The organism is Micromonospora halophytica, assembly GCF_900090245.1.
GTDB classification, from domain to species: domain Bacteria; phylum Actinomycetota; class Actinomycetes; order Mycobacteriales; family Micromonosporaceae; genus Micromonospora; species Micromonospora halophytica.
Map to the genome: position 1 here is coordinate 410,476 of NZ_FMDN01000003.1, position 24,300 is coordinate 434,775.

A 24,300-nucleotide genomic window follows, 5' to 3' on the forward strand; every position below is an offset into this window, starting at 1 on the left:
GGCGAACGCCGCGTCTCGTGGGGCGCGGCGACCGCCACGCCCCACGAAAGCCAGTCTCACCGCAGGTGGAACCGTTCGTCGCCGGTCATGGCCGCGAGCTGCTCGACGGAGAACGGCAGCGCCGTCAGCCCTGGACCGGTGCCCAGGCTCCTGGCCTGTGCGACGTAGACCACCACGCCGTCCGGGTGCCGGTACGCCGCCCACTGGTCGAACCGGTCGTCCCCGGTGGGACGGACCACCACGCCGACCTTCCGCCCGCCGACGGTGGACACCTGGCACTCGCCCTGCATCCCCCAGAACCGCCGGGCCAGGTCGCACGGTTCGGACGGCAGCGTGTTGCCCGCGGTGTGCACCTCGACGGCGAGGCGGCCCGTCCGAGCCCCCTGCTTGAGGGTGACCGTGGACAGGTAGCTCCACACGTCGACGCCGTTGATCTTGTTCTCGAACTGTGCCTGGTGGTCCCGCAGCGGCATCTGGCCGGCGGGCCGGTTCGCGGGGTTCTCCGGCGCGGTGTAGCCGGCGGGCACCACGGCGAGGATCGCGTCGAGCAGCCGTACCCCCTGGTCGTGCCGGGTGCCGGCCCGCGCGGTCCGGTCCTGCTGCGGAACACCGTCCGGTCCGGTCGGCCAGGGCTTCGCGGTGTCCTTCGCCGACGGGTTCGGGATGCCCTGCGGCACGGGTCCGGCCGGGCCGGGGCCCGCCGGGCGGTAACCCTCCGCACCCGGGACGCCGACGGCCGCGACCCCGGCGACCGCCAGCACCGCGGCGGCGGCGCCGGTACAGGCCCAGGCGGTGTGGCGGCGGACCCGGGCCCGTCGTGCGAGGGCCAGGGCGGTGGCCGCGCTCAACGGTGGCGGCGCGTCGACCTCCGCCATCTCGCTGCGCAGCGTCTCGCGCAACTCTTCCCCGTTCATCGTTCCCCCTTCTCGGTCCCGCTGTAGGTGGGGGTCAGGAGCCCGCGCAGCGTGTCCAGACCGCGAGCCGCCTGGCTCTTGACCGTCCCGGCCGAGCACCCGAGCAGCGCCGCCACCTCGTCGACCGACAGGTCCTCCCAGTACCGGAGCACCAGGACGGCCCGCTGGCGCGGCGGTACGGCGGCCAACGCCCGCAGCATCACCAGCCGGTTCTCCGGCGAGTCGGGCGGGGTGGGCCGTTCGGCGTCCTCCCCGCCCACCCGCTCCCGCCGCCACCAGCCGCGACGCCGCTCGTCCAGGAAGGTCCGGACCAGGATCTGGCGCACGTAGGCGTCGAGCACCTCGTGCCGCGTCACCCGGTTCCAGACCAGGTAGAGCTTGGTGAACGCGGTCTGGACCAGGTCCTCCGCCCGATGCCAGTCACCGCAGAGCAGGTACGCGGTGCCGCGCATCGACGCCGACCGTGCGGCGAAATACTCCGCGAACGCGGTGTCGCGATCGCCCATTCGAGCCTCCGATCCCCGATTCGGAGATAGTCACGCGGGGTCGGCCTCCCAGGGTTGCAGCCGGACCGGCGCCTTCGACGCACGGCTCGCCGGCGCGAGTCCCGTCGTGTCCGGGCGGACCCGGACGGGCAGCGACCGCGCAAGCCGTCGTCACGGGTGCCCGTCCGCCGTGCCGTGGACCGCACGTGCGCACCGCGCACCGAGGGCTCGGACGGCCTCGACGAACTCCGGTGGCCCGGACACGGTGAAGTCGACGCCGAGCACCGTGACCATCCAGGCCAGGTCGGCCGGGGTGTCGGCGCCGAGGTGCAGCAGGCAGCTCGTCGCGTCGACGGCCTCGACGGCGCCCATGCCGGGCCAGAGCCGCCCGGCCACGAGGGTCGCCGGCTCGGGCACGGTGACCGTGGCCCGCACCGCCCACGGCCCGACGGAGAGCTGCCGTGCCAGGTACGCGGCGGCGTCGCCACCGGGTGGGTCCCGGCGGGTGAACCGGGGCCCGGTCGGTGTCCACGGCCGCAGCCGGTCCACCCGGAACGACCGCCAGTCGTCGCGGTCCGGGTCCCAGGCGATCAGGTACCAGTGTCGGCCCCAGCTGACCAGGGTGTGCGGCTCGACCAGCCGGGTCGACCGGTCGCCGTGGTGGTCGGTGTAGTCGAACCGCAGCTGTTCCCGGCGGTGGCAGGCGTCGGATATCGCGGTGAGGACGTCCGGGTCCACGGTGGGCCCGGGGTGTGCGGCCCGGACGGTCGCCTTCTGCACCGCCGTGACCCGGTGCCGCAGGCGGGACGGCAGTACCCGCTCCAGCTTGGCCAGCGCACGCAGGGCGGTCTCGTCGATGCCGGTCACCGCGCTGGCGGCGGCGGTGCGCAGCCCGATCGCGACGGCGACCGCCTCGTCGTCGTCGAGCAGCAGGGGAGGCAGTGCCGCGCCGACGCCCAGCCGGTAGCCGGCGGTGCCCTGGGCCGCGTGCACGGGGTAGCCCAGCTCCCGCAGGCGGTCGACGTCCCGGCGTACCGTCCGGACCGTCACGCCGAGCTGGTCCGCCAGCTCGGCGCCGGACCAGTGCCGGTACGTCTGCAACAGCGACAGCAGCCTGAGCAGCCGCGCGGACGACCTCAACATGACCACGAGACTGCCAGCCACTTAGGTCCGGAACTGACCTGACCGGCTCCTACCGTCGGATCCGTGACGACATCACCGGACATTCAACCCTTCCGTATCGACGTGCCCGGCTCCCAGTTGGACGACCTGACGGCTCGGCTGGCGAGCACCCGCTGGCCCGACCTGCCCGACGTCGGCTGGCACCGCGGCGTGCCGGTGTCCTACCTGCGCACGCTCGCCGAGCACTGGCGCACCGGGTACGACTGGCGCCGGCACGAGGCGGCGCTCAACGAGATCCCGCAGTACGTCACCGAGGTCGACGGTCAGCGGCTGCACTTCCTGCACGTACGCTCGCCCGAGCCGGACGCGACCCCGTTGCTGCTGTTGCACGGCTCGGCGGGCTCGTTCGTGGAGTTCCTCGACGGCATCGGCCCGCTGACCGACCCGAAGGCCCACGGCGCCGACCCGGCCGACGCGTTCCACCTGGTGATTCCGTCGCTGCCCGGCTTCGCGTTCTCCACGCCGCTGTCCGGGCCCGGTTGGGGCAGCGAGCGGATGGCCGGCGCGCTCGTGCGGCTGATGGCCCGCCTCGGCTACGACCGTTACGGCGTGCAGGGCGGCGACACCGGGTCCTGGGTCGCCCCGGCGATCGGCCGGCAGGCCTCGGACCGGGTCGTCGGGGTCCACGTCAACGCGCTGCTCACCTTCCCGACCGGCGCGGCGGGGGAACTCGACGGGCTCACCGAGATCGAGCGACGGCGTCTCGAGGCGATGGAGAGCTACAACGACGGCTACCTCCAGATCCAGGCGAAGTCACCACACACGCTGGCGTACGGGCTGCAGGACTCCCCGGTCGCCCAGCTCGCCTGGATCCTGGAGCTGTTCCAGCGGCTGACCGACCACCCCGACGACGGGCTCGCGGAGGACGTGGTCGGCCGGGACCGGTTGCTGACCAACGTCATGCTCTACTGGCTGACCGGTGCGGGCGGCTCGTCCGCCCAGGTCTACTACGAGGACATCACCGCCAGCGCGTGGGGCGACGAGGCGTGGGGCGACGGCACGGGATGCGGTGCCGGCGACGCCGGCCGGGAGGCGGCGGCACCGGGCACCGTACCCACCGGGGTCCTGGTCGCCACCACCCGGGACGTCACGGTCCGCCGCTTCGCCGAGCGCGACCACCACGTGGTGCACTGGTCGGAGTACGACCGCGGCGGGCACTTCTTCGCGCTGGAGCAGCCCGATCTGTTCGTCGCCGACGTGCGGCAGTTCTTCGGCAAGGTCCGCTAGCCGTCCCCGCCCGGGCCGGGCCCGCGCGTGCGGCCCGGCCCGGGCGGAGGCGAGTGCGTCGGGTCAGTGCTCCCGGTAGGTGGCGAGGTCGAAGTCGGCGTGCACACCGTCGCCGCCGAGGTCCTGCACCCACAGGCCGAGGAACGCGCCGGTGAAGCCCCACGCCGCCGGTTCCCCGTCGATGATCAGCGCGGCGTGTTCGTCGGAGAGGATGGTGGCGTCCAGTTCCACCGGGAGCTGTCGCCAGCCGGCGCCGAGGTCGTGGGCGAAACGCACGACGGGCCCGTCGAACACCGCTCGCAGGCCGACCCGGGCGGCGCCGGTGGCGTCGACGGTGAGTGCGGGGTACGCGGTGCGCCGGCCGCTGTCGGAGCTGAGCAGCTCCAGCACCGTCCGGCCGTCGTCGGCGCGGGTCAGGTAGAGGTGGTGCCAGTTGAGCGTGTTGTAGTAGGCGGTGATCCCGGCCAGCTGGCGGTGGTCGACCGGGTCGAACTCGACGACGGTCTCCAGCGAACAGTGCGTCGCGCCGACGCGCCGTGCGACCAGGCTGGGGGTCTGCCGGCCCACCGGGGACTGTCCGCCGTGAACGCGCAGGTGGGACGGGCGCGACCGCAGGTCGATCCAGTCCGGGGTGGCCGGCCGGCGCAACGTCGACCAGCAGTGATCGAGCTGTGGGTCGTCGAAGTGGTCGGTGGCGGGCTCCGCCGGCCACGGGTGTGCGGGCAGGCCGGGCGCGACGACCTCGTCCGCCGGCACGCCGCCCGGGATCCGGGGCCAGCCGCCCCGCGGCCACTCGACCCGCTGGATCGCGGTCTCCCGCCCGAGCACGCAGTTGCCCAGTGGGGTGTAGGGACGGCCGACCAGGTGGGCCAGGTACCACTCGCCGTGCGGGGTGCGAACCAGGCTGCCGTGACCGGCCTTCTGCAGCCGCAGGTCGGGCCGGCCCACGGAGGTCAGCAGCGGCCCTTCCGGGTCCACCTCGTACGGCCCGAACAGCTCGCGCGACCGGGCCACGGTGACCTGGTGCTCCCAGCTGGTGCCCCCCTCGGCGGTGATCAGCCAGTACCAGCCGTCGTGGCGGTACAGGTGCGGGCCCTCGGTGAGCCCGGCCGGGGTGCCGGTGAACAGCAGGCGTGGTCGGCCGACGAGGCGGCGCGCGACCCGGTCGTACTGCTGGATCTCGATGCCGCCGAAGCGGTCGCGACCTGGCCGCCAGTCGGCGCTCATGCTCAACAGCCAGCTGGTGCCGTCGTCGTCGTGGAACAGCGAGGCGTCGAACCCGTGCCCGTGCAGCTTCACCGGGTCGGACCAGGGGCCGCCGATGTCGGGGGCGGTGACCAGGTAGTTCTGCGGGTCCCAGTAGCCGCTGGCGAAGCTGGCCACGTCGCTGTAGACGAGGTGGAACTCGCCGTCGTGCCAGGACAGGTCGGGTGCCCACACCCCGTTGGAGTCGCCGCAGCCGCGCAGGTCGAGCAGGCGGCGCTCGGTGATGATCCCGCCCAGCGGACGCCAGTGCACGAGGTCGCGCGAGTGGTGCACGCGGACTCCCGGATACCACTCGAACGTCGAGGTGGCCAGGTAGTAGTCGTCGCCGACCCGCAGGATCGACGGGTCCGGGTGGAACCCGGCGAGGACGGGATTGCGGATCGACCGGGCAGCGGTCGCCACGTCAACGGTCTCGGTCGACACGTGGACTCCTCTGGTGCGGTTCTCGGAAACTTTCGGAGAGTATTCCGGAAGTTCGGGAAGTCCTGACCACGCTAGCCGTTCTCAGCGCGATGCGACAGACCCCTTGACCCGCACGGAATCAGCTCGTAGCGTGCCGGCCATCGATCGGTAATACCGAGCAAGACCCTGAAAGTTTCGGAGTTCGACGTTGGGTGTCCCGCCGAGCTGATCGGCACCCGAGCACCTCGTGATTTCTGGAAGGGACGGATCATGACCGCGCACCTCTCCCGCAGAACGCTGCTCGGCCTCGTCGGCGCCGGTGCCGGCGCCTACCTGCTGAGCGCCTGCAGCGACGACGAGTCCGGCGACCCGGACGGCCCGCAGACCATCAACTGGTGGCACATTCAAAACACCGAGCCGATGCTGCCGGTGTGGGCGGCGATGGCCCAGGAGTACCAGGGCGCGCACAGCAACGTCACCGTCAAGATCCAGCCGCTGGAGAACGAGGCGTTCAAGGCAAAGCTGACCACCGCCACCCAGGCCGGGGACCCGCCCGACCTCTTCCAGTCCTGGGGCGGCGGCGTGCTCCGGCAGCAGGTGGACGCCGGCCTGGTCAAGGACCTCACCGACGACGTGCGGCCGTGGATCGGTGGCCTGCTGCCCGCCGCCCTGCAACCCTTCACCATCGACGAACGGATCTACGGCGTTCCGTTCGACGTCGGCATGGTCGGCTTCTGGTACAACAAGGACCTCTTCGCCCGGGCCGGGATCACCGCGATGCCCACCAGTTGGGCCGGCGTGCTCGACGTGGTCCGCAAGCTCAAGGCCGCCGGGATCGTCCCGATCGCGCTGGCCGGCAAGGACAAGTGGCCGGGCCACTTCTACTGGGCCTACCTGGCGATGCGCATCGGCGGGCTCGGCGCCCTGCAACAGGCCGCCAAGGACAAGAACTTCGACACCCCCGACTTCGTCGCCGCCGGCGAGCGGCTCAAGGAACTGGTCGACCTGCAGCCGTTCCAGAAGGGCTTCCTCGGCGCGGAGTACGGCTCCCCGGACGGGCAGGCCGCCACCATCGGCAACGGCGGCGCGGCCATGGAACTCATGGGCCAGTGGGCACCGTCGGTGCAGGCGTCCAGTTCCACCAGCAAGAAGGGCCTCGGCGACAAGCTCGGCTTCTTCCCGTTCCCCGCCGTCGACGGGGGCAAGGGCTCGGCGGCGGAGGTGTTCGGCGGCGGCAACGGCTTCGCCGTCGGCAAGGACGCCCCCGCGGCGACCGTCGACTTCCTCAAGTCCCTGCTGACCGCCGACAGCCAGCGCCGGGCCGCCAAGACCGGCGCGGTGCTCCCGACGGTCAAGGAGGCCGCCCCGGCCATCTCCGACCCGAACAGCAAGATCGTCGCGGAGAACCTGGCCAACGCCACCGGCTTCCAGCTCTACCTGGACCAGGCGTACCCGCCCGCCGTCGGCCAGCAGGTCAACGACAGCGTGGCCGAACTGATCGCCGGCAACAAGTCGCCGGCACAGGTCGTCAAGGACGTCACCCAGGTGGCGAAGAGCCAGTAGCCGTGGCGACCCCGTGCCGGTCCGCAGCCGGCGGCGAGACCCGAGTGGAGCAGGCATGACCAGTTCATCGGCCGTGTCGGGCGCGTTGCGCGGTGGCCCGGCGACCGACCCGCCGGCACCGGGGCCGGGCACCGCGCGTCGGCGCGACCGACGGCCCCGGCCGGGCCGCCGCGGCACCCTCGCGGCCTTCCTGACCCCGTCCCTGGTGCTGTTCCTGCTGCTGGTCGTCGCCCCGATCGCGGTGGCCAGCTACGCGAGCCTGTACAAGTGGAACGGCTTCGGCCTGCCGGAGAACTTCGTCGGGCTGGACAACTACACCCGCGCCTTCGCCGACCCGACCTTCCGGGGCGACCTGTGGCGCGGGCTCGTGCTGATCGTGCTGTCCCTGGTGGTCCAGCTGCCGATCGCGCTGGCGCTGGCCATGCTGCTCAACCAGCCGCTGAAGGGCCGCAGCGTCTACCGGCTGATCTTCTTCGCCCCGTACGTGCTCTCCGAGGTCACCACGGCCGTCCTGTTCACCCTGGTGTTCTCGCCCAACCGAGGGCTGGGCGACACGATCTCGCGGTGGCTGGGGGCCGACGCCGGCGCGGTCTTCGGTGACCCGGACACCGTGCTGTTCGCCGTCTTCCTGGTGGTGTCCTGGAAGTACTTCGGCCTCTACATGATCCTCTTCCTGGCCGCCCGGCAGAGCATCCCCAAGGAGCTGTCCGAGGCCGCCGTCACCGACGGCGCCAGCGCCTGGCAGGCCTTCCGCCACGTCACCCTGCCCCTGCTCGGGCCGACGATCCGGATCAGCGTGTTCCTGTCGGTGATCGGCACCATCCAACTGTTCGACATGGTCTGGGTGCTCACCGGTGGCGGCCCGATCCACGCCTCGGAAACCATGGCCGTGACGATGTACCAGTACGGCTTCCGCCGCTTCGAGGTCGGCTACGCCAGCGCGATCAGCATCGTCATGTTCGTCCTGAGCCTCGTCTTCGCCCTCTTCTACCAGCGCGTCGTCATGCGCCGCGACACCGAGGGCGCGCTCACCAACCAAGGAGACCAGCGATGACCGGCACGGCGAACCCGGCCCTGCGGACCCGCCGCCTCGTGCTGCACCTCGTCTGCATCGCCGTCGGCGCGCTCATCGTCGTACCGGTCTGGTTCGGGGTGCTCGGCGGATTCAAGGACAACGGGCAGCTCTCCACCAACCCCCTCGGCTGGCCGGACCCCTGGGTGCCCGGCAACTACACCGGCATCCTCGGCTCCGAGGTGTTCTGGCGGCAGCTCGGCAACAGCGTCCTGATCGCCGTCAGCAGCACGCTCATCATGGTCGGCGCGGCGGCGATGGCGGCGTTCGTCTTCGCGCGCTTCGCCTTCCGGGGCCGGGAACTGCTGTTCACCCTGTTCGCGATCGGACTGATGTTTCCGTTCGCGGTGGCCATCCTGCCGTTGTTCGTCCTGCTACGCGGCATGGGGCTGCTGGACAACCCGCTCGGGGTGATCCTGCCCCAGGCCGCCTTCGGACTGCCGATCACCATCGTCATCCTGCGCCAGTTCTTCCGCACCATCCCCGGCGAGGTCGAGGAGGCCGCGACCCTCGACGGGTGCAGCCCGTTCGGGTTCTTCTGGCGCATCCTGCTGCCGATGGCCCGGCCGGCCCTGGCCACCGTCTCGGTGCTCGCCCTGGTCAGCAGCTGGAACAACTTCATGCTCCCGCTGGTGGTGTTCACCGACCAGAGCTGGTGGACCCTGCCCGTCGGGGTGCAGGCGTTCCAGGGCCAGTACGCCGACGACACCGCCCGGGTGCTCGCCTTCGTCGTGCTGTCCATGCTCCCGGCCCTCGGCTTCTACGCCGTGGCCGAACGCCAGCTCATCGGCGGTCTGGCCGGCAGCGTCAAGGGGTGACCGACAAGCCCTGCGGTAGCCTTCTGCGACCGTAGGATCCCGCCACGACGAGAGGGTGGACCGTGGACTCCGACAACAGCCGGAACGTCACCATCGCGATGATCGCGCGCTTGGCCGGCGTCTCCGTGCCCACGGTCTCCCGGGTCCTCAACGGCCGCTCCGACGTCGCCCCCCAGACCCGGGAACGGGTCGAGGACCTGCTCTCCCGGCACGGCTACCGCCGCCGCCCGCCGAGCAGGCGTACCAGCTCGGCGCTGATCGACCTGGTCTTCAACGACCTCGACAGCCCCTGGGCGGTGGAGATCATCCGCGGGGTGGAGGACGTGGCGCACAGCAGCGGCGCCGGCACCGTCGTCTCGGCCATCCACCGGCGTACCTCCTCGGCCAAGCAGTGGCTCGACAACATGCGTACCCGCTCCACCGAGGGCGTCATCTTCGTGACCTCGATGGTGGAGCCACCCTTGCAGGCCGAGCTGCGCCGGCTCCGCCTCCCCGTGGTCATCGTCGACCCGGCCGGGGTGGCCCCGCAGGACGCGCCCACCATAGGCGCGACCAACTGGGAGGGCAGCCTGCGCGCCAACCAGTACCTGCTCGGCCTCGGTCACCGCCGCATCGGCTTCATCGCCGGCCCACCGCAACTGATGTGCAGCCGGGCCCGGATGGACGGCTACCGGGCCGCCCTCGACGCCGCCGGCATCGCCATCGACGACACCCTGATCCGCCCCGGCAACTTCTACCACGAGGCCGGCTACACCGCCGGCACCCAACTGCTGGCGCTGCCCGATCCGCCGACTGCCATCTTCGCCTCCAGCGACCAGATGGCACTCGGCGTCTACGAGGCGGTCCGCAAACGTGGCCTGCGGGTGCCCGACGACATCAGCGTGGTCGGCTTCGACGACCTGCCCGAGGTCCGGTGGTGCTCGCCTCCGCTCACCACGATCCGTCAGCCTCTGGCCGAGATGGGCATGCTGGCCGCCCGTACCGTGCTGCGCCTGGCCCAGGGCGAGAAGATCGAGAGCCCGCGCGTCGAACTCGCCACCGAACTCGTCATCCGCGACAGTGCCGCGCCGCCCCGGACGCGCTGACGGCGGGGAACCGGCCGCTGTGCCGTGCCGCCACGGCCGGATGACCGTGACGGCGCGGCGGGGTCAGCGCGTGCTGCGCCTCTTGGGCAGGTCGAACTGGTCGGCGGCCTTGCAGTCCTTCTGGCCGCCGGCCGCGCCCGGCCCGAGCCGGTCGAGTTCGGCCCGGGCCCGGGCCCGGCCCAGGTTCCAGGCGTACCAGGGGTCGGGCTGGTCGAGGTCGTCGTCGATCCAGCTCAGCGTGCACCGGCGGACCCGGTCGGGGAGCGTGGCCAGCGTCGGGGTGGCGTCGGCGGAGAGCGCCCGCAGGTACCAGGCGTCGATCTTGCCGGTCTGCTCGTACCGGGCGACGTTGCGGCGGGCGGCGTAGTCCTCCGGGTTGAGCACGGCCAGGCTCAGCAGCATCGCCACCGCCAGGGCGACGGTGACCCCGGGGATCCACCGCCCCCGCCACCGCACACCGGCCGCGATGATCATCAGGAAGACGGCCCCGAGCAGCAGCTCGAACGCCATCACGAAGATCCGCTCCCCGGTGAAGCTGTAGACCTTCTGGTACGTGTACATGCGCGACAGCGCCGAGATCACGATCACCACGCTGAGCGCGCTGAGCAGGCCGAGCAGCACCCGCAGCAGGGTGCGCTCCACCGGCTTGTCCCGCCGCGCCCACCGGGTGACCCCGCCCAGCACCGCCAGGGTGAGCAGGGTGACGACGACGAGCTGCCAGAATCCGCTGCGGGCGTACTCGGCGTAGCTGAGGCCGGCGGTACGCAGGACGTGGCGCTGACCGCCGAAGAGCACGGTGAACTGCACGGCCACGAAGCCGCCGAAGAGCGCGGTCAGCGCGGCGATCGCCGGGGCCCACTCCAGGATGCCGAAGCGCCGCTCACCCGGCCTGTCGACGGTGGAGAGGTCCGGCGGGGCGGCCAGGGTGTAGACGGCGGCGACGGCGATCAGGCCGCCCACCGCGGCCAGGAAGAGCCACCGGAACACGCTGCCGACGTTGATCTCCGGCACGATCGCGCCGAGGACCTCGGAGAAGGCCGCGTCGGCGGAGGAGAGCAGGCCGCCGAAGACCAGCAGCACCAGCGCCGTGGCGACCACCGACCAGGCCACCCGGCGGACCGCCCCGGTGTCCGGTCCGGCGGTGACGTGCCGGCGTACCCAGGGCAGGCCCCTCAGGGCCGCGAACGGGGCGGCGACCAGGCTGAACAGGATCGAGCGGAGGAGTCGGCCGCCGACGATCGCCAGCGCCGCGCAGCCGAGCGCGCCGAGCACGCAGAAGGTCACCAGCCACCAGGCGTTGCGGAAGGCGAGCACCGCGAGCAGCGCGAGTGCCGCCCCCGCCCAGCCTGCCCGGACCAGCCGTTCGGTCCGGGGCAGCGCGGCGGTGCCGCGCCGGACCGCGACGACCACCGCGACGGTCAGCACGAGCCAGCCCAGGAACCAGCCGATGCCGACCCGGCTCAGCGGCACGAAGGACGCCACGCCCAGCGCCGCGGCACCGACCGCGGCGGGCACCGCCCATCCGGTGGCGGGCTCCGGGCCGGGCCAGCGCGTCTGCAGGAACGACGGCGGCGGGTCCGCTCGGGGCGCCCAGGACACCGGCGGGCCGCCGTACTGCGGCATCGGCCGTGCCCCGGGAGGCGGCGGCACGGCGAGCGGCCCGGGGCGTGGGTCGGACGGCACCGGCAGCGCGGGGCCCGCGACGGCGACGGCCGGCCCGGTCGCGGCCGGCGCGGCCTCCGTGCGGGGGGCGGGGACAGCGCCCGTGGCCGGGCCGCCGGCCGGTGGCGTGGGGGCGGCGGTCGAGGGTTCCGCGGGCGTGGGGGCGCTGGTCACCTGGGTCGGGATCACCGGGCCGGGAGACGCCGCCGGGTCCGGGCCCGGCGCGCTGCCGGACGCGGCCGAGGTCGCGGGTGCGGCGTCCGCCGGTGCGGCGGCGGGCTCGCCGGTGGTCGCCGGCGTCATAGGGCTCTCCGGCGCCGCCGCCGGCACCAGAGGCACGAACACCGCGTACCCGCGGGTGCCCGGTGGCACGGTGACCGGGATGGCCCAGGCGGGCTGGCCCTGCTGGCCCGGCCACACCACGCTCGGCGGCGCGCCGTCGGCGGTCGGCATGACCAGCAGGTACGGCGTCCCGTCGGCGGGCAGTGGGCTGCCGGCGTCCCCGGCGGGCGCGGTGGCCCCGGGGGAGTCTGGCGTCGGTGGCGGCTCGGACACGGCACGCTCCTCGATCATGGAGTGGTGCGGTCACTGTAGAGCCGTGCAGGTGCCGCCCGCCGTCCCGTGACCCGGCGTGCCGCAGGCCGGTACGGCCGGTCAGCAGACCCGGGCCGGGCCGGTCACCCCGTCCGGGCCGTCACGCTCGACGGCGGTGAGGTTGGCGATCGTGGTGGCGGCGATGTTGTGCAGCGCCTCCTCGGTGAAGAACGCCTGGTGGCCGGTGATCAGCACGTTCGGGAAGGTGCTGAGCCGGGAGAAGTCGTCGTCGCGCAGCATCTGGTCGGAGAGGTCCTCGAAGAAGAGGTCGGTCTCCTCCTCGTACACGTCCAGGCCGAGGTGGCCGATCCGGCCGTTCTTCAGCCCCTTGATGACCGCCCGGGTGTCGACCAGCGCGCCCCGGCTGGTGTTGATCAGCATCACCCCGGGACGCATCTGCCGGATCCGCTCCTCATCGATGAGGTGGTGGGTCTCCGGGGTGAGCGGGCAGTGCAGGGTCACCACGTGCGACTGGGCCAGTAGCGTCTCCAGCGGCACGTACTCCACCCCGGCGGCGAGCGCGTCGGCGTTGGGGTAGGGGTCGCTGGCCAGCACCCGGCAGCCGAAGCCGGTCATGATCCGGGCCACGCAGACCCCGATCTTGCCGGTGCCGACCACGCCGACGGTCCTGCCGTGCAGGTCGAAGCCGAGCAGCCCGGTCAGGGCGAAGTTGTGTTCGCGTACCCGGTTGTGCGCGCGGTGGATCTTGCGGTTGAGGGCGAGCATCAGGCCCACGCTGTGCTCGGCGACCGCGTACGGCGAGTATTCCGGCACCCGGACCACGATGAGGCCGAGCTTCGCCGCGTTGGCCACGTCGACGTGGTTGTAACCCGCCGACCGCAGTGCCACCACCCGCACCCCGGCCCCGGCGAGCTGCTCCAGCACGGGCGCGCCCAGGTCGTCGTTGACGAACGCGCAGACCGCGTCCGCGCCGCGCGCCAGGGTCGCCGTCTCCACCGACAGGCGGGGCTCCAGCAGGGCCAGTTCGTGTCGCCCGTCGGCGTTCGCCGCGGTGAGGAAGTCCCGGTCGTACGGCTTGGTGCTGAAGACGGCCACTCGCATGGTGATCACGTTAGGCGGCCCGGGACCGGAGTGCGGAGCGGCTCCCAGCAGCCGGGCGCGGATCGCCGGTTTCCGGCCCGTCGAACCTTTGCCGCCCGTCGCCCGTACCAGTAGGTGGGAGGTCCGCCTGATGACCGTACGCCGAGTGCTCGTCGCCGTCGCGGCCGTCGCCGCGACCGTCCTGCCGACCGCGACGCCCGCGGCGGCGCACGGTGCGCCCACCAACCCGATGAGCCGCTCCGCGGCCTGCGGTCCCGAGGGTCCGCACGCCTCGATTCCGGCCTGCCGGGCGGCTGTCCGGGCCGGCGCCGCCCTGCGGGAGTGGGACAACGTCCGGGTCTTCGGCGTCGCCGGCCGGGACCGGGAGAAGATCCCCGACGGTGAGCTGTGCAGCGGTGGCCTCTCCGCGTACCAGGGGCTGGACCTGCCTCGCGCCGACTGGCCGGCGACCCGGCTGACCGCGGGCGCGACGTTCACCTTCCGCTATCGGGGCACCATTCCGCACAGGGGCACGTTCCGGCTCTACGCCACCCTCCCCGGGTACGACCCGCAACGGCGACTGACCTGGGACGACCTCTCGCCGCGCCCGTTCCTGACGATCACCGACCCGCCGCTGCGCAGCGGGTCGTACCAGATGCGGGGGCAGCTGCCGGCCGGGCTGACCGGACGACATCTGATCTACACGGTGTGGCAGAACTCGGACAGCCCGGACACCTACTACTCCTGCTCCGACGTGGAGTTCCGGGCGGCGGCCGAGGTGCCCCCGGCCGCCCGCGCCAGCGACCCACCGGCCGCCGAGGCCGCCACCCCGAAGCCCTCCGTGGCGTCCGACGCCACCGCGGTACCTGCCTTCACGGCGGCGCGGGACCCGGGCGTACCGGTCGCGTCGGTGACCGAGCTCGGCGGTGACGACCTCCGGTTGGTGATCGGTGGCGTAGCGGTCACCGCAGTCCTGGTCGCCGTGCTGGCCGCGATGCGGTTGCGCCGGCCCGTTCCCGTTCCGCCGGGCCGCCCCTGCGAGGTGCGCAACCACCGCGCCGGCCGCCGCCGCACCTGGTGACGCCGGGGGCGTCCCGGCTCACCCCGTCGGGCCTCGACGCCCGTGACGGCGGGTGACCGGCGGCGCGGTGGCTGCGCAACGGCGGCGCGGTGTGGTGGCGGCCGGTGCGACGGGCGCAACGGCTGTCGGGATCACGGCGGCCGGCGCGACGGGCCACAACGACGGGCATCGACGTCGGCGTACGTGGTCGTCAGCTTGTCCACCGCCCAGGAGGCCGGCGGGTGCACGGACCGCCGGGGCAGGCGGGCGCGCGGTCGCAGGCGGCGGGCCCGGTCGCGATGGTGGTCATGCCGTCACCCCCAGCGCAGGCGGTGGGCCCGGTCGCCGGGCGGGCGCGGAGCGAGCGGCGTCGTCGGCGGTGCTGGCGGGACCGGCAGGGTGTCGGTGGGACGCTACGGACCTGATCGCATGGATGGATCAGCGCGGCGGGTCGATGGATCGGGCACTCTCACCTGGCCGGCGGCCCGCCGGCACCCGGCCGCACCGGCATCGGCTTGGTCGGCGTCGGGTAGACCAGCTTCCGGAACGCCAGATGTCGGCCACAGGGCGCTGGTCCCGATCACTGACATGCCGGTGCGCGCACGCCGGGCCGATGGCGAGGCGCTGATCCACCCATGCGATCAGGTCTGTAGCGTCCCACCGACACCCCACCGGTCCCGCCTGGAGCGCCGACGACACCGTCAAGGAGTCGGTCCCGCCGTCCGCCCGATCGCCGCCCGATCGCCGCCCGATCGCCGTCCGCCCGATCGCCGCCCGATCGATTCCGGTACGCCGGCGGCTCCTGTCACGTCGACGGTGTCGGCCACGCCGTGCCTGCGACCCCGCCGCCGCCCCACTGTTCGCGTTCCCGCGCGGCTGCCGTGCTCGCCTTCCCCGCGCGGTTGCCGTGCTCGCCTTCCCCGCGCGGTTGCCGTGCTCGCGGTCCCCGCGTGGTTGCCGTGCTCGCGGTCCCCGCGTGGTTGCCGTGCTCGCCTTCCCCGCGCGGCTGCCGCGCCGCCCTTTCCGCGCGGCGGCCGCGCTCGCGACTCCCGCGTGGTGCTGCGATCGCGACCCCGCGACCCGCCCACCTCAAGGGCGACGCCGCCGCGAAGCAGTGGGGCCGGCAGGGAGCTGCGGTGGTCAGCCGAGCAGCCGGTCGATCTCGGCCAGCTCCTCGGCGGTGAAGTCGAGGTTCTCGACGGCGGCGACGTTGGTCTCCAGTTGCGCCACGCTGCTCGCCCCGATGATCAGGCTGGTCATCCGCGGGTCGCGCAGCGCCCAGGCGAGGGCGAGCTGGGCCAGGGTCTGCCCGCGCTGCTCGGCGATCCTGCCGAGCCCTCGGATGGTGGCCAGCTTCTCCTCGGTCAGGTCGCTCTCGTTGAGGAACACGCTGGTCCGCACCCGGGAGTCCGCCGGGATGCCGGCCAGGTAGCGGTCGGTGAGCAGCCCCTGCGCGAGCGGGCTGTAGGCGATGCAGCCCGCGCCGACCTCGGCCAGGGTGTCCAGCAGGCCGTCGGACTCCGTCCAGCGGTTGAGCATCGAGTACGACGGCTGGTTGATCAGCAGCGGGGTGCCCAGGTCGTGCAGGATCGCCGCCGCCCGGGCGGTCTGCTCCGAGTCGTAGTTGGAGACGCCGACGTAGAGCGCCTTGCCGGAGCGGACGGCGGCGTCGAGCGCGCCCATCGTCTCCTCCAGCGGGGTGTCGGGGTCGTAGCGGTGCGAGTAGAAGACGTCGACGTACTCCAGCCCCATCCGGCGCAGCGACTGGTCCAGCGAGGAGACCAGGTACTTGCGCGAGCCCCACTCGCCGTACGGCCCGGGCCACATCAGGTACCCGGCCTTGCTCGAGATCACCAACTCGTCCCGGTACGGCTTGAGGTCGGTGGCGAGCATCCGGCCGAACGACTCCTCGGCCGCCCCGGGCGGCGGGCCGTAGTTGTTCGCCAGGTCGAAGTGGGTGACCCCCAGGTCGAAGGCGCGCCGGACGATGTCCCGCTGCCGGTCGAAGGGCCGGTCCGGCCCGAAGTTGTGCCAGAGCCCCAGCGAGACGGCGGGCAGCCGCAGCCCGCTGCGCCCGCTGCGACGGTAGGTCATCCGGTCGTAGCGCTCATCCGCGGCGAGGTAGGTCACGGCCACGACCCTAGACCGCCGCGACCCGGCCTGACGGTGCGGGCGGGCCGGCGGCGGCGGCGCGGGTAGCGTCGAGAGCATGCGTTTCGTCCCGCTCGACACCCCCCGGCCCATCTCGAAGATCGGCCTCGGCACCTGGCAGTTCGGCTCGAAGGAATGGGGTTACGGCCCCGACTACGAGCGGCGGGCGGCGGACATCGTCCGGCGGGCGCTCGACCTCGGGGTCACCCTGTTCGACACCGCCGAGCTGTACGGCTTCGGCCGCAGCGAGCGGATCCTCGGCACGGCGCTCGGCGACGACCGGGACAGGGTCGTGGTGGCCAGCAAGATCTTCCCGGTGCTGCCGCTCGCCCCGGTGGTGCAGCAGCGGGCGGTCGCCTCGGCGGCCCGGCTCGGTGTCCGCAGCATCGACCTCTACCAGGTGCACCAGCCCAACCCGGTGGTCGCCGACACCACCACCATGCGGGGCATGCGCGCCCTGCAGGACGTCGGGCTCGTCGGCGAGGTCGGGGTCAGCAACTACAGCCTGCGCCGGTGGCGGTTCGCCGAGGCGGCGCTGGGCCGCCGGGTGCTGAGCAACCAGGTCCGCTACAGCATGATCGACCGTGGCCCGGAGGAGGACCTGATCCCGTACGCGCAGCAGGCCGGCCGGATCGTCATCGCGTACAGCCCGCTCGCGCAGGGCTTCCTCTCCGGCCGGTACGGCGCGACGAACCCGCCGACCGGCGCGATCCGGCGGGCCAACCCGTACTTCCTGCCGGAGAACCTGGAGCGCGGCGCCGCGCTGGTCGCGACGCTGCGCGAGGTGGCCGACGCGCACCGGGCCACCCCGAGTCAGATCGCCCTGGCGTACCTGCTGCGCCACCCGAACGTGGTGGCCATCCCCGGCGCGTCCGGCGTGGAGCAGATGGAACGCAACGCCGCCGCCGCCGAGATCGACCTGGCCGACGACGAGTACGCGGCCCTGGCCGCCGCCGCCCGGCAGTTCCGGCCGGTCACCGGCCTGGCCGCGGTGCCGAAGCTGATCCGGGCCCGAGCGGGCCGATCTCCCCGTCGCGGGGGATCCGCCGGGCCCGACGGGTGGCGAGAATGACCGGATGGGCCTCCGGACGGCCGTCGCGCCGCTGATCCGTGCCAGCACCCTCCGACGCGGCGTGTTTCTGCTGCTTGGCGGGGTGCTGGTGCTGCCGTACGTGCTGCTCGGGGCTACCTTCGCCCAACTGCTCACCCGTGGGGAGGTGCCCCGGCCGCTGGTCCTCGGGCTGGCGGTGATCGCCGCGGTCATCGGCGCGGTGCCGTTCTTCCTCGACGGCAGCCGGGCGTTGGAGATCGCCGCCGTCCGCGCCCTGCTCGGCGTACGGCTGCCGGAGCCGGCCACCGGCCACCCGGCGGACCGGGAGACCCGGCTGCGCGCGGCGCTCTGGATCGCCATGCACATGACCGTCGGCGGCGTGGTGATGTTCGCGCTGATCAGTGCCCTGCCGATGGCGCTGTCGTTCATCGCCGCGCAGTTCGGCATCGGCGCCGAACTCGTCGCCCGGGAACGCTTCGGCCCGCTCGACGGGCGGGACACCGGCTGGCTGAGCCTCACCGGGGTGCTGGTGCTGCTCGGTCTCGGGTACGCCGTCGCCGGGCTGGGCGCGCTCGCCACCTCGATGGCTCCGGCGCTGCTCGGCCCTTCGCCGGGCGAGCGGATCGCTGCCCTGGAGGCGCGGGCCGCCCGGCTCGCCGAACGCAACCGGCTGGCCCGGGAGCTGCACGACTCCGTGGGCCACGCGCTCACCGTGGCCACCCTGCAGGCCGGCGCGGCCCGGCAGCTCCTCGACGACGACCCGGAGTTCGTCCGGCGTGCGCTCACCGCGATCGAGGAGACCAGCCGGCACGCGATGGACGACCTGGACCATGTGCTCGGCCTGCTCCGCGACAACGGCGACGGCAGCCGCGCGTCGGCGGGCACCGCCCCGCAGCGCACCCTGACCCAGCTCGACCGGCTGGTCGCCGACACCCGTACGGCCGGACTGCCGGTGACGGCGGAGATCACCGGCGACCTGGGGGAACTGCCCGCAGTGGTGTCCCGCGAGGGCTACCGGATCGTGCAGGAAGGGCTCACCAACGCCGCCCGCTACGGTCGTGGGCCGGTACGGCTGCGGGTGGGCGTACCCGGGGAGCCGCGCGCCGGGGCCGACCCGCCGGACGGCCGGTGGCTGGAGATCGAGTTGGACAACGCCCTCGCCGGGGCGGCCCGGCCGGGGCGCGCCGGGCGCGGGCTGGACGGCATGCGGGAACGGGTGCTGCTGCTCGGCGGCCGGATCACCGCCGGGCCGGAGGACGACCGCTGGCGGGTCAGGGTGCGGCTGCCGGTGTCGGGAGGGGAGACACGGTGAGCGTGGACGTGCTGATCGTCGACGACGACGAGCTGATCCGGGTGGGGCTGCGGGCGATCATCGACGCCCAGCCGGACCTGCGGGTGGTGGGGGAGGCCGCTGACGGCGTGGAGGTGCCGCCGCTGGTGGCGAAGCTGCGTCCCCGGGTGGTGTTGATGGACGTCCGGATGCCCTCGATCGACGGCATCCAGGCCACCCGGCGGCTGCTCGCCACCTCGGCCGACCCGCCCAAGGTGCTGGTCGTCACCACCTTCGCCAACGACGAGTACGTCTACGAGGCGCTGCGTGCCGGGGCGAGCGGTTTCCTGCTCAAGCGGGCCCGGCCCGCCGAGGTGGTGGAGGCGATCCGGGTCGTGGCGGCCGGTGACTCGCTGCTCTTCCCGGCGGCGATCCGGCAGCTCGTCGGCGCGTACGGCGGGCCGGGCGGGGACCGGTTGCGCTCGGCCCGGCTCACCGATCGGGAGGCCGAGGTGCTGCGCCTGATGGCCACCGGGTTGTCCAACACCGAGATCGCCGGGCAGCTCGTCGTCGGTGTGGAGACGGTGAAGACGCACGTCGGCAACGTGCTGGCCAAGCTCGGTGTCCGGGACCGCACCCAGGCGGTGATCGCCGCGTACGAGTCGGGCTTCGTGGTTCCCACCGGCTGATCCCCGTCGCGGGCCGGGCCGGTCCCCCGGGTGGGGGAGCGGGTTCGCCGGCGCGCGGGAGGGAAGCCGCCCCGGCGCGGCCGACGCTGGAGCCATGACGACGATCACCACAGCATCCCGCACCCGAGGTGGCTGGACCCGGCGGGCCGCACCGCTGGCCGCCGGCTGGCTCGGCCTCTGGGGCGTGCTCGCCCTGCTCTGCACCCTCACCGGCGCCGGCTACCCGTTCGGCGCGAACGACCCGCACGGCGGCGACGCCACCCTGCTCCGGCTGGTGCCGGTGGACGTGGGGCCACCGGTCTTCGCCGTGCTTCTGCTCGGCGCCGCGGTCGCCGCCCTGGCCATGAGCGGTGGCGTGGCGACCGGTCTGCCCCGGCCGCTGCGCGCCCTGCTGCTCGGCTACGGCTGGACGGTCGCCTTCCTGCTCGCCGTCGTGGTGCCGGACTTCCGGGTGCTGGCGTTCCTCGGGTACCTGCCCGTCCTGATCGTCGGTGCGCCGTTCGGCTGGCCGGAGGTGGACTACGCCGACATCTTCACCTGGTCGCTGTTCGCCCGGTTCGCGGCCGTCGTCGGCGGGGTGCTGCTGGCCGGGGCGGTGCTGGCCTGGCAACGCCGGACGGCTGCCGGGTGCCCGGCGTGCGGGCGGGACGGCACCGACCGCGACGTGGCCCGGGCGGCGACGGTCGTCCGCCGGGGCCGGTGGGCGACCTATGTGGCCGCGGTCATCCCCGCCCTGTACGCGGTGACCCGGCTGGCCTGGGCGGTCGGCGTGCCGCTCGGCATCGACCGGGCGTTCCTGGACGAGATGCGGGATTCCGGATCGGTGTGGGCCGCCGCCGGGCTGGGTGCGTTCGCCCTGGTGGGGACGGCCCTAACGCTCGGTCTGGTGCAGCGTTGGGGCGAGCGGTTCCCGCGCTGGATGCCGGGGCTGGCCGGCCGGCGGGTGCCGGTGGCTCTCGCCGTCGTGCCCGCCGGCGGGGTCGCGGTGGCGGTGTCGGCGGCCGGTGTCGGCCTGCTCTCCACCCCGGCCTTCTGGGACTTCTCCTCGGGAGTCGACCTGGCGACCGCGCCGGTCCTGCTCTGGCCGCTCTGGGGTGCCGCGCTCGCCGTCGCGACGTACGCCTACCACCTGCGTCGCCGGGGTGCCTGCCGCCGGTGTGGCCGGCACTGACCGCGTCCGGGTTCGGGACGCCCCGCCCTCGGGACGGCGGGGCGTCCCGGACGGGTGGGCGGCACGTGGAAGGAGGCGGGGTCGGGTGCACCGCGCTAGCGTGGTTCGGGTGACTGCGCCCCATCAGGTTCTCCCGGTTCCGCCCGCCGACCTGCCGGGCACGCTCGGCGCGCTGCGCGCCGCCGGGTACGGGTACAAGACCGTCAAGCAGGAACTCCGTGACAACCTCCTCGCCCGGATGCGCGCCGGCGGTGACCGCTTCCCCGGCATCGTCGGCTACGACGACACCGTCCTGCCCGAGGTCGAGCGGGCCCTGCTCGCCGGCCACGACATGGTGCTGCTCGGCGAGCGGGGCCAGGGCAAGACCCGGCTGATCCGTTCGCTGGTGGCGCTGCTCGACGAGTGGACCCCGGTCATCGAGGGCTCGGCGCTCAACGAGCATCCGATGCGCCCGCTCACCCCGGCGTCGCGCGCGCTGGTCGCCGAGGCCGGTGACGACCTGGCGGTCGGCTGGCTGCACCGGTCGCTGCGGTACGGCGAGAAGCTGGCCACCCCGGACACCAGCGTCGGTGACCTCATCGGCGACGTCGACCCGATCCGGCTGGCCCAGGGGCGTACCCTCGGCGACCCGGAGACCATCCACTTCGGACTGGTGCCGCGCACCAACCGGGGGGTCTTCGCGGTGAACGAGCTGCCCGACCTGGCCGAGCGGATCCAGGTGGCGCTGCTGAACGTGCTGGAGGAGCGGGACATCCAGGTCCGCGGCTATCAGCTCCGGCTGCCGCTGGACCTGCTCCTGGTGGCCAGCGCCAACCCGGAGGACTACACCAACCGGGGCCGGATCATCACCCCGCTCAAGGACCGCTTCGGTGCGGAGATCCGGACCCACTACCCGGTCGACCTGGAGCTGGAGCTGGCGCTGATCCGGCAGGAGGCCGACCTGGTCGCCGAGGTGCCCGAGCACGTGCTGGAGGTCCTCGCGCGGTTCGCCCGTGCGGTGCGCGAGTCCCCGTCGGTGGACCCGCGCTCCGGGGTCTCGGCCCGCTTCGCGATCGCCGCCGCGGAGACCGTCGCCGCCGCCGCGCTGCGCCGCTCCGGCCTGCTCGCCGCCGGTTCCGCCGCGTCGGAGACCGGCGACGCCACGGTACGCCCCGAGGCGCCGGTCGCCCGGGTCGGTGACGCGGTGTCGGTGACCTCCACCCTGCGCGGCAAGGTCGAGTTCGAGAGCGGCGAGGAGGGGCGGGAGATCGAGATCCTGGCCCATCTGCTGCGTACCGCCACCGCGGAGACCTTCCGGGCCCGGCTGGCCGGGCTGGACCTTTCCGGCTTCACCTCCCTGGTGGCCGAGGGCACCGTGATCGAGACCGGTGAGCTGGTCGCCTCGGCCGAGCTGCTGCGCCAGGTCGGCACCGTCCCCGGGCTGGCGAAGGCGCTCGACCGGCTCGGCCTGGGTGACGCGCCGACGCCGGAGGAGGCCGCCGCCGGTGTGGAGTTCGTCCTCGAAGGACTGCACCTGAGCCGGCGGCTCGGCAAGGACGTCACCGAGTCGGGCCGCACCGTCTACGGCGGCCGGAGCTGACGATGGCCGGCGACCGGTTCCGGTACGGCCAGTGGCGCGGCGGGCCCGACCCGCTCGCCCCGCCGTACGACGTCCGGGCCGCGGTGGACGCGGTCGGCGCGGAGGTGCTGGCCGGCGGCAGCCTGCGGGAGGCGCTGCGCGATCTGCTGCGCCGCGGCCCGCAGGGGCGGGGTGGCCTGGACGACCTGGCCGCCCGGGCCCGGCGGCTGCGTCGGGAGGCGCTGCGCCGGGGCGACCTGGACGGCGCGGTGACCCGGGCCCGGGCCCTGCTCGACCAGGCCCTGGCCGCCGAGCGGGACGAGTTGCGCGGGCGCGACGGCGACGACGCGCGTTTCGCCGAGGCGGTGCTGGACAACCTGCCCCGCTCCACCGCCCGGGCGGTGGCGGAGCTGGCCGGGTACGACTGGGCCAGCGACGAGGCACGGCAGGCGTACCGGAAGATCCTCGACGGGCTGCGTGGCGAGGTGCTGGAGCAGCGTTTCGCCGGGCTGCGGGACGCGGCGCGGGCGGCCGGCGATCCGGCCGTGCAGCGGCAGCTCGCCGAGATGATGCGCGACCTCAACGACCTGCTGGCCCGGCACGCCCGCGCCGAGGACACCACCGACGCGTTCGCCGGGTTCATGCGCCGGCACGGGCAGTTCTTCCCGGAGCAGCCGAAGGACGTCGACGAGCTGGTCGACGTGCTGGCCCGGCGGGCGGTGGCGGGGGAGCGGCTGATGCGCTCGCTGTCGGAGCGGCAGCGCGAGGAGCTGGCCGGGCTGATGCGGCAGTCGCTCGGCGACCGGCTGGCCGGTGAGATGTCCGCGCTGGACGGGCACCTGCGGGCGCTGCGTCCCGACCTGGACTGGCAGCGCGGGGAGCGGGTGCGGGGTGAGCAGCCGCTCGGCTACGGCGAGGCGACCGGGGCGCTCGGCGAGATCGCGGAGCTGGACGAGCTGCTGGACGCCTTGGACCAGGACCATCCCGGGGCCAGCCTGGACGACGTCGACGTCGAGGCGGTCGCCCGGACGCTGGGCCGCGACGCCGCCGACGACGTACGCCGGTTGCGGGAGTTGGAGCGGGAGCTGCGCCGGCAGGGTTGGGTGGGCCGGGACGCCGACGGGCTGACCCTGAGCCCGAAGGCGCTGCGCCGACTCGCCGGCACCGCCCTGCGGCGGGTCTTCGCCGACCTGACCGCCGGCCCGCGGGGCCAGCACGACCTGCGTGCGGCCGGTGCGGCCGGGGAGGTCAGCGGCGCGTCCCGCCCGTGGGAGTACGGCGACGAGCAGCCGCTGGACGTGGTGCGCACCCTCACCCGCGCGGTACGCCGGGGCGGGCCCACCGTCCCGGTGCAGCTCGCGGTCGACGACTTCGAGGTGGTGGAGACCGAGCGGCGGGCGTCGGCGGCGGTGGCGCTCTGCGTGGACCTGTCGTACTCGATGATCTCGCAGGGGCGCTGGGGGCCGATGAAGCAGACGGCGTTGGCCCTGTCGCACCTGGTGGCTACCCGCTTCCCGCAGGACGCCCTGCAGATCGTCGGGTTCGGTCGTCGGGCGCTGCCGCTGACCCAGCAGGAGTTGGCGGCGGTGGAGCCGGACCTGGAGCAGGGCACCAACCTCCAGCACGCGTTGCGGCTGGCCGGGCGGCACCTGCGTCGGCATCCGGGTGCGGAGCCGGTGGTCCTGGTGGTCACGGACGGGGAGCCCACCGCCCACCTCGACCCGGACGACGGAGAGGCGTACTTCCACTGGCCGTCGCTGCCGGAGACGATCGAGGCGACCGTCCGCGAGGTGGACCGGCTGACCCGGTACGGGGCGACGTTGAATCTGTTCATGCTGGGTGACGATCCGGGCCTGCGCCGGTTCGTGGACGCGGTGGCCCGCCGCTCGAAGGGGCGGATGTTCACCCCCGACCTGGAGGATCTCGGCGAGTACGTGGTCTCCGACTACCTGCGCGCCCGGCGGGGTGGCCGCTGACCCGTCCGGGTGATCTGGCCGGGCGGCGGGGTGCCCGGCGTGCCCGGGCACGTTGACTGGGGG

The 24,300-nt window shown here is 73.7% G+C and carries 19 protein-coding genes; 12 read left to right on the forward strand and 7 right to left on the reverse strand.

Annotation, left to right across the window (positions count from 1 at the left end; genetic code table 11):
* Window positions 1–56: 56 nt before the first annotated feature.
* The 3 genes from GA0070560_RS07015 to GA0070560_RS07025 all read right to left on the reverse strand — a co-directional run bounded on the left by GA0070560_RS07015 (window position 57) and on the right by GA0070560_RS07025 (window position 2,542).
* The gene (locus GA0070560_RS07015; RefSeq protein ID WP_091292726.1) at window positions 57–914 is read right to left on the reverse strand and encodes a hypothetical protein; all 858 of its coding nucleotides are present in this window, start codon (window positions 912–914) and stop codon (window positions 57–59) included.
* Window positions 911–1,420 carry a SigE family RNA polymerase sigma factor gene (locus GA0070560_RS07020; RefSeq protein WP_091292728.1) on the reverse strand — a complete coding sequence of 170 codons (510 nt, stop codon included), beginning with the start codon at window positions 1,418–1,420 and terminating at the stop codon, window positions 911–913. The genes GA0070560_RS07015 and GA0070560_RS07020 overlap by 4 nt, the downstream gene beginning before the upstream one ends.
* A gap of 150 nt (window positions 1,421–1,570) precedes the next feature.
* Window positions 1,571–2,542: a helix-turn-helix transcriptional regulator gene (locus tag GA0070560_RS07025; protein WP_091293035.1), complete on the reverse strand. Its 972-nt coding sequence runs from the start codon at window positions 2,540–2,542 to the stop codon at window positions 1,571–1,573.
* A 63-nt stretch (window positions 2,543–2,605) separates the two neighbouring features.
* Between GA0070560_RS07025 and GA0070560_RS07030 the strand changes: the two genes are divergently transcribed.
* Entirely contained in the window at window positions 2,606–3,808 is a 1,203-nt protein-coding gene (locus tag GA0070560_RS07030; protein ID WP_091292730.1) for an epoxide hydrolase family protein, read from the forward strand.
* Between the two features lie 63 nt (window positions 3,809–3,871).
* On the opposite strand, the gene GA0070560_RS07035 is transcribed toward GA0070560_RS07030, so the two are convergent.
* On the reverse strand, window positions 3,872–5,497 hold the full coding sequence (locus GA0070560_RS07035) for a glycoside hydrolase family 43 protein (RefSeq protein ID WP_091292733.1): 1,626 nt from the start codon (window positions 5,495–5,497) through the stop codon (window positions 3,872–3,874).
* 249 nt (window positions 5,498–5,746) lie between these two features.
* Here GA0070560_RS07035 and GA0070560_RS07040 point away from each other — a divergent pair, with 249 nt between their 5' ends.
* The 4 genes from GA0070560_RS07040 to GA0070560_RS07055 all read left to right on the forward strand — a co-directional run bounded on the left by GA0070560_RS07040 (window position 5,747) and on the right by GA0070560_RS07055 (window position 10,014).
* Window positions 5,747–7,039 carry an extracellular solute-binding protein gene (locus GA0070560_RS07040; protein WP_091292735.1) on the forward strand — a complete coding sequence of 431 codons (1,293 nt, stop codon included), beginning with the start codon at window positions 5,747–5,749 and terminating at the stop codon, window positions 7,037–7,039.
* Between the two features lie 55 nt (window positions 7,040–7,094).
* Window positions 7,095–8,093 (forward strand): carbohydrate ABC transporter permease, encoded by a 999-nt coding sequence (locus GA0070560_RS07045; RefSeq protein ID WP_091292738.1) that lies wholly within the window; start codon window positions 7,095–7,097, stop codon window positions 8,091–8,093.
* Window positions 8,090–8,929 carry a carbohydrate ABC transporter permease gene (locus GA0070560_RS07050; RefSeq protein ID WP_091292740.1) on the forward strand — a complete coding sequence of 280 codons (840 nt, stop codon included), beginning with the start codon at window positions 8,090–8,092 and terminating at the stop codon, window positions 8,927–8,929. Before GA0070560_RS07045 ends, GA0070560_RS07050 begins: the two co-directional genes overlap by 4 nt.
* A 98-nt stretch (window positions 8,930–9,027) precedes the next feature.
* Entirely contained in the window at window positions 9,028–10,014 is a 987-nt protein-coding gene (locus GA0070560_RS07055; protein ID WP_425412605.1) for a LacI family DNA-binding transcriptional regulator, read from the forward strand.
* Between the two features lie 63 nt (window positions 10,015–10,077).
* On the opposite strand, the gene GA0070560_RS07060 is transcribed toward GA0070560_RS07055, so the two are convergent.
* Window positions 10,078–12,231: a DUF4153 domain-containing protein gene (locus GA0070560_RS07060; protein ID WP_091293037.1), complete on the reverse strand. Its 2,154-nt coding sequence runs from the start codon at window positions 12,229–12,231 to the stop codon at window positions 10,078–10,080.
* 99 nt (window positions 12,232–12,330) lie between these two features.
* Complete coding sequence (locus GA0070560_RS07065) at window positions 12,331–13,332, reverse strand: 2-hydroxyacid dehydrogenase (protein WP_091292744.1); 1,002 nt, start codon at window positions 13,330–13,332, stop codon at window positions 12,331–12,333.
* 130 nt (window positions 13,333–13,462) lie between these two features.
* On the opposite strand from GA0070560_RS07065, the gene GA0070560_RS07070 reads away from it, so the two are divergent.
* Window positions 13,463–14,392: a lytic polysaccharide monooxygenase auxiliary activity family 9 protein gene (locus GA0070560_RS07070; protein ID WP_091292747.1), complete on the forward strand. Its 930-nt coding sequence runs from the start codon at window positions 13,463–13,465 to the stop codon at window positions 14,390–14,392.
* Window positions 14,393–15,511: 1,119 nt separating this feature from the next.
* Here GA0070560_RS07070 and mgrA read toward each other — a convergent pair.
* Window positions 15,512–16,507, reverse strand: coding sequence for an L-glyceraldehyde 3-phosphate reductase (mgrA, locus tag GA0070560_RS07075; protein WP_281183674.1), 996 nt, complete (start codon window positions 16,505–16,507; stop codon window positions 15,512–15,514).
* A gap of 73 nt (window positions 16,508–16,580) precedes the next feature.
* On the opposite strand from mgrA, the gene GA0070560_RS07080 reads away from it, so the two are divergent.
* From GA0070560_RS07080 to GA0070560_RS07105, 6 genes are all read left to right on the forward strand, one after another.
* Entirely contained in the window at window positions 16,581–17,594 is a 1,014-nt protein-coding gene (locus GA0070560_RS07080) for an aldo/keto reductase (RefSeq protein WP_091292749.1), read from the forward strand.
* A gap of 61 nt (window positions 17,595–17,655) precedes the next feature.
* Window positions 17,656–18,885: a sensor histidine kinase gene (locus GA0070560_RS07085; RefSeq protein WP_245675392.1), complete on the forward strand. Its 1,230-nt coding sequence runs from the start codon at window positions 17,656–17,658 to the stop codon at window positions 18,883–18,885.
* On the forward strand, window positions 18,882–19,532 hold the full coding sequence (locus GA0070560_RS07090) for a response regulator transcription factor (protein WP_091292753.1): 651 nt from the start codon (window positions 18,882–18,884) through the stop codon (window positions 19,530–19,532). The genes GA0070560_RS07085 and GA0070560_RS07090 overlap by 4 nt, the downstream gene beginning before the upstream one ends.
* Window positions 19,533–19,626: 94 nt before the next feature.
* Window positions 19,627–20,703, forward strand: coding sequence for a hypothetical protein (locus GA0070560_RS07095; protein WP_091292756.1), 1,077 nt, complete (start codon window positions 19,627–19,629; stop codon window positions 20,701–20,703).
* 100 nt (window positions 20,704–20,803) lie between these two features.
* On the forward strand, window positions 20,804–22,282 hold the full coding sequence (locus tag GA0070560_RS07100) for a magnesium chelatase ATPase subunit I (protein ID WP_091292758.1): 1,479 nt from the start codon (window positions 20,804–20,806) through the stop codon (window positions 22,280–22,282).
* Window positions 22,283–22,284: 2 nt separating this feature from the next.
* Window positions 22,285–24,237: a VWA domain-containing protein gene (locus GA0070560_RS07105; protein WP_091292761.1), complete on the forward strand. Its 1,953-nt coding sequence runs from the start codon at window positions 22,285–22,287 to the stop codon at window positions 24,235–24,237.
* Window positions 24,238–24,300: the final 63 nt, after the last annotated feature.

What these genes read in the sequence shown, in the direction of transcription:
- GA0070560_RS07080 (WP_091292749.1), top strand. Translation starts at nt 16,581, where the DNA reads ATGCGTTTCGTCCCGCTCGACACCCCCCGGCCCATCTCGAAGATCGGC.
- GA0070560_RS07070 (WP_091292747.1), top strand. Translation starts at nt 13,463, where the DNA reads ATGACCGTACGCCGAGTGCTCGTCGCCGTCGCGGCCGTCGCCGCGACC.
- GA0070560_RS07040 (WP_091292735.1), top strand. Translation starts at nt 5,747, where the DNA reads ATGACCGCGCACCTCTCCCGCAGAACGCTGCTCGGCCTCGTCGGCGCC.
- GA0070560_RS07055 (WP_425412605.1), top strand. Translation starts at nt 9,028, where the DNA reads ATGATCGCGCGCTTGGCCGGCGTCTCCGTGCCCACGGTCTCCCGGGTC.
- GA0070560_RS07095 (WP_091292756.1), top strand. Translation starts at nt 19,627, where the DNA reads ATGACGACGATCACCACAGCATCCCGCACCCGAGGTGGCTGGACCCGG.
- GA0070560_RS07025 (WP_091293035.1), bottom strand. Translation starts at nt 2,542, where the DNA reads ATGTTGAGGTCGTCCGCGCGGCTGCTCAGGCTGCTGTCGCTGTTGCAG.
- GA0070560_RS07015 (WP_091292726.1), bottom strand. Translation starts at nt 914, where the DNA reads ATGAACGGGGAAGAGTTGCGCGAGACGCTGCGCAGCGAGATGGCGGAG.
- GA0070560_RS07050 (WP_091292740.1), top strand. Translation starts at nt 8,090, where the DNA reads ATGACCGGCACGGCGAACCCGGCCCTGCGGACCCGCCGCCTCGTGCTG.
- GA0070560_RS07065 (WP_091292744.1), bottom strand. Translation starts at nt 13,332, where the DNA reads ATGCGAGTGGCCGTCTTCAGCACCAAGCCGTACGACCGGGACTTCCTC.
- GA0070560_RS07045 (WP_091292738.1), top strand. Translation starts at nt 7,095, where the DNA reads ATGACCAGTTCATCGGCCGTGTCGGGCGCGTTGCGCGGTGGCCCGGCG.
- GA0070560_RS07020 (WP_091292728.1), bottom strand. Translation starts at nt 1,420, where the DNA reads ATGGGCGATCGCGACACCGCGTTCGCGGAGTATTTCGCCGCACGGTCG.
- GA0070560_RS07105 (WP_091292761.1), top strand. Translation starts at nt 22,285, where the DNA reads ATGGCCGGCGACCGGTTCCGGTACGGCCAGTGGCGCGGCGGGCCCGAC.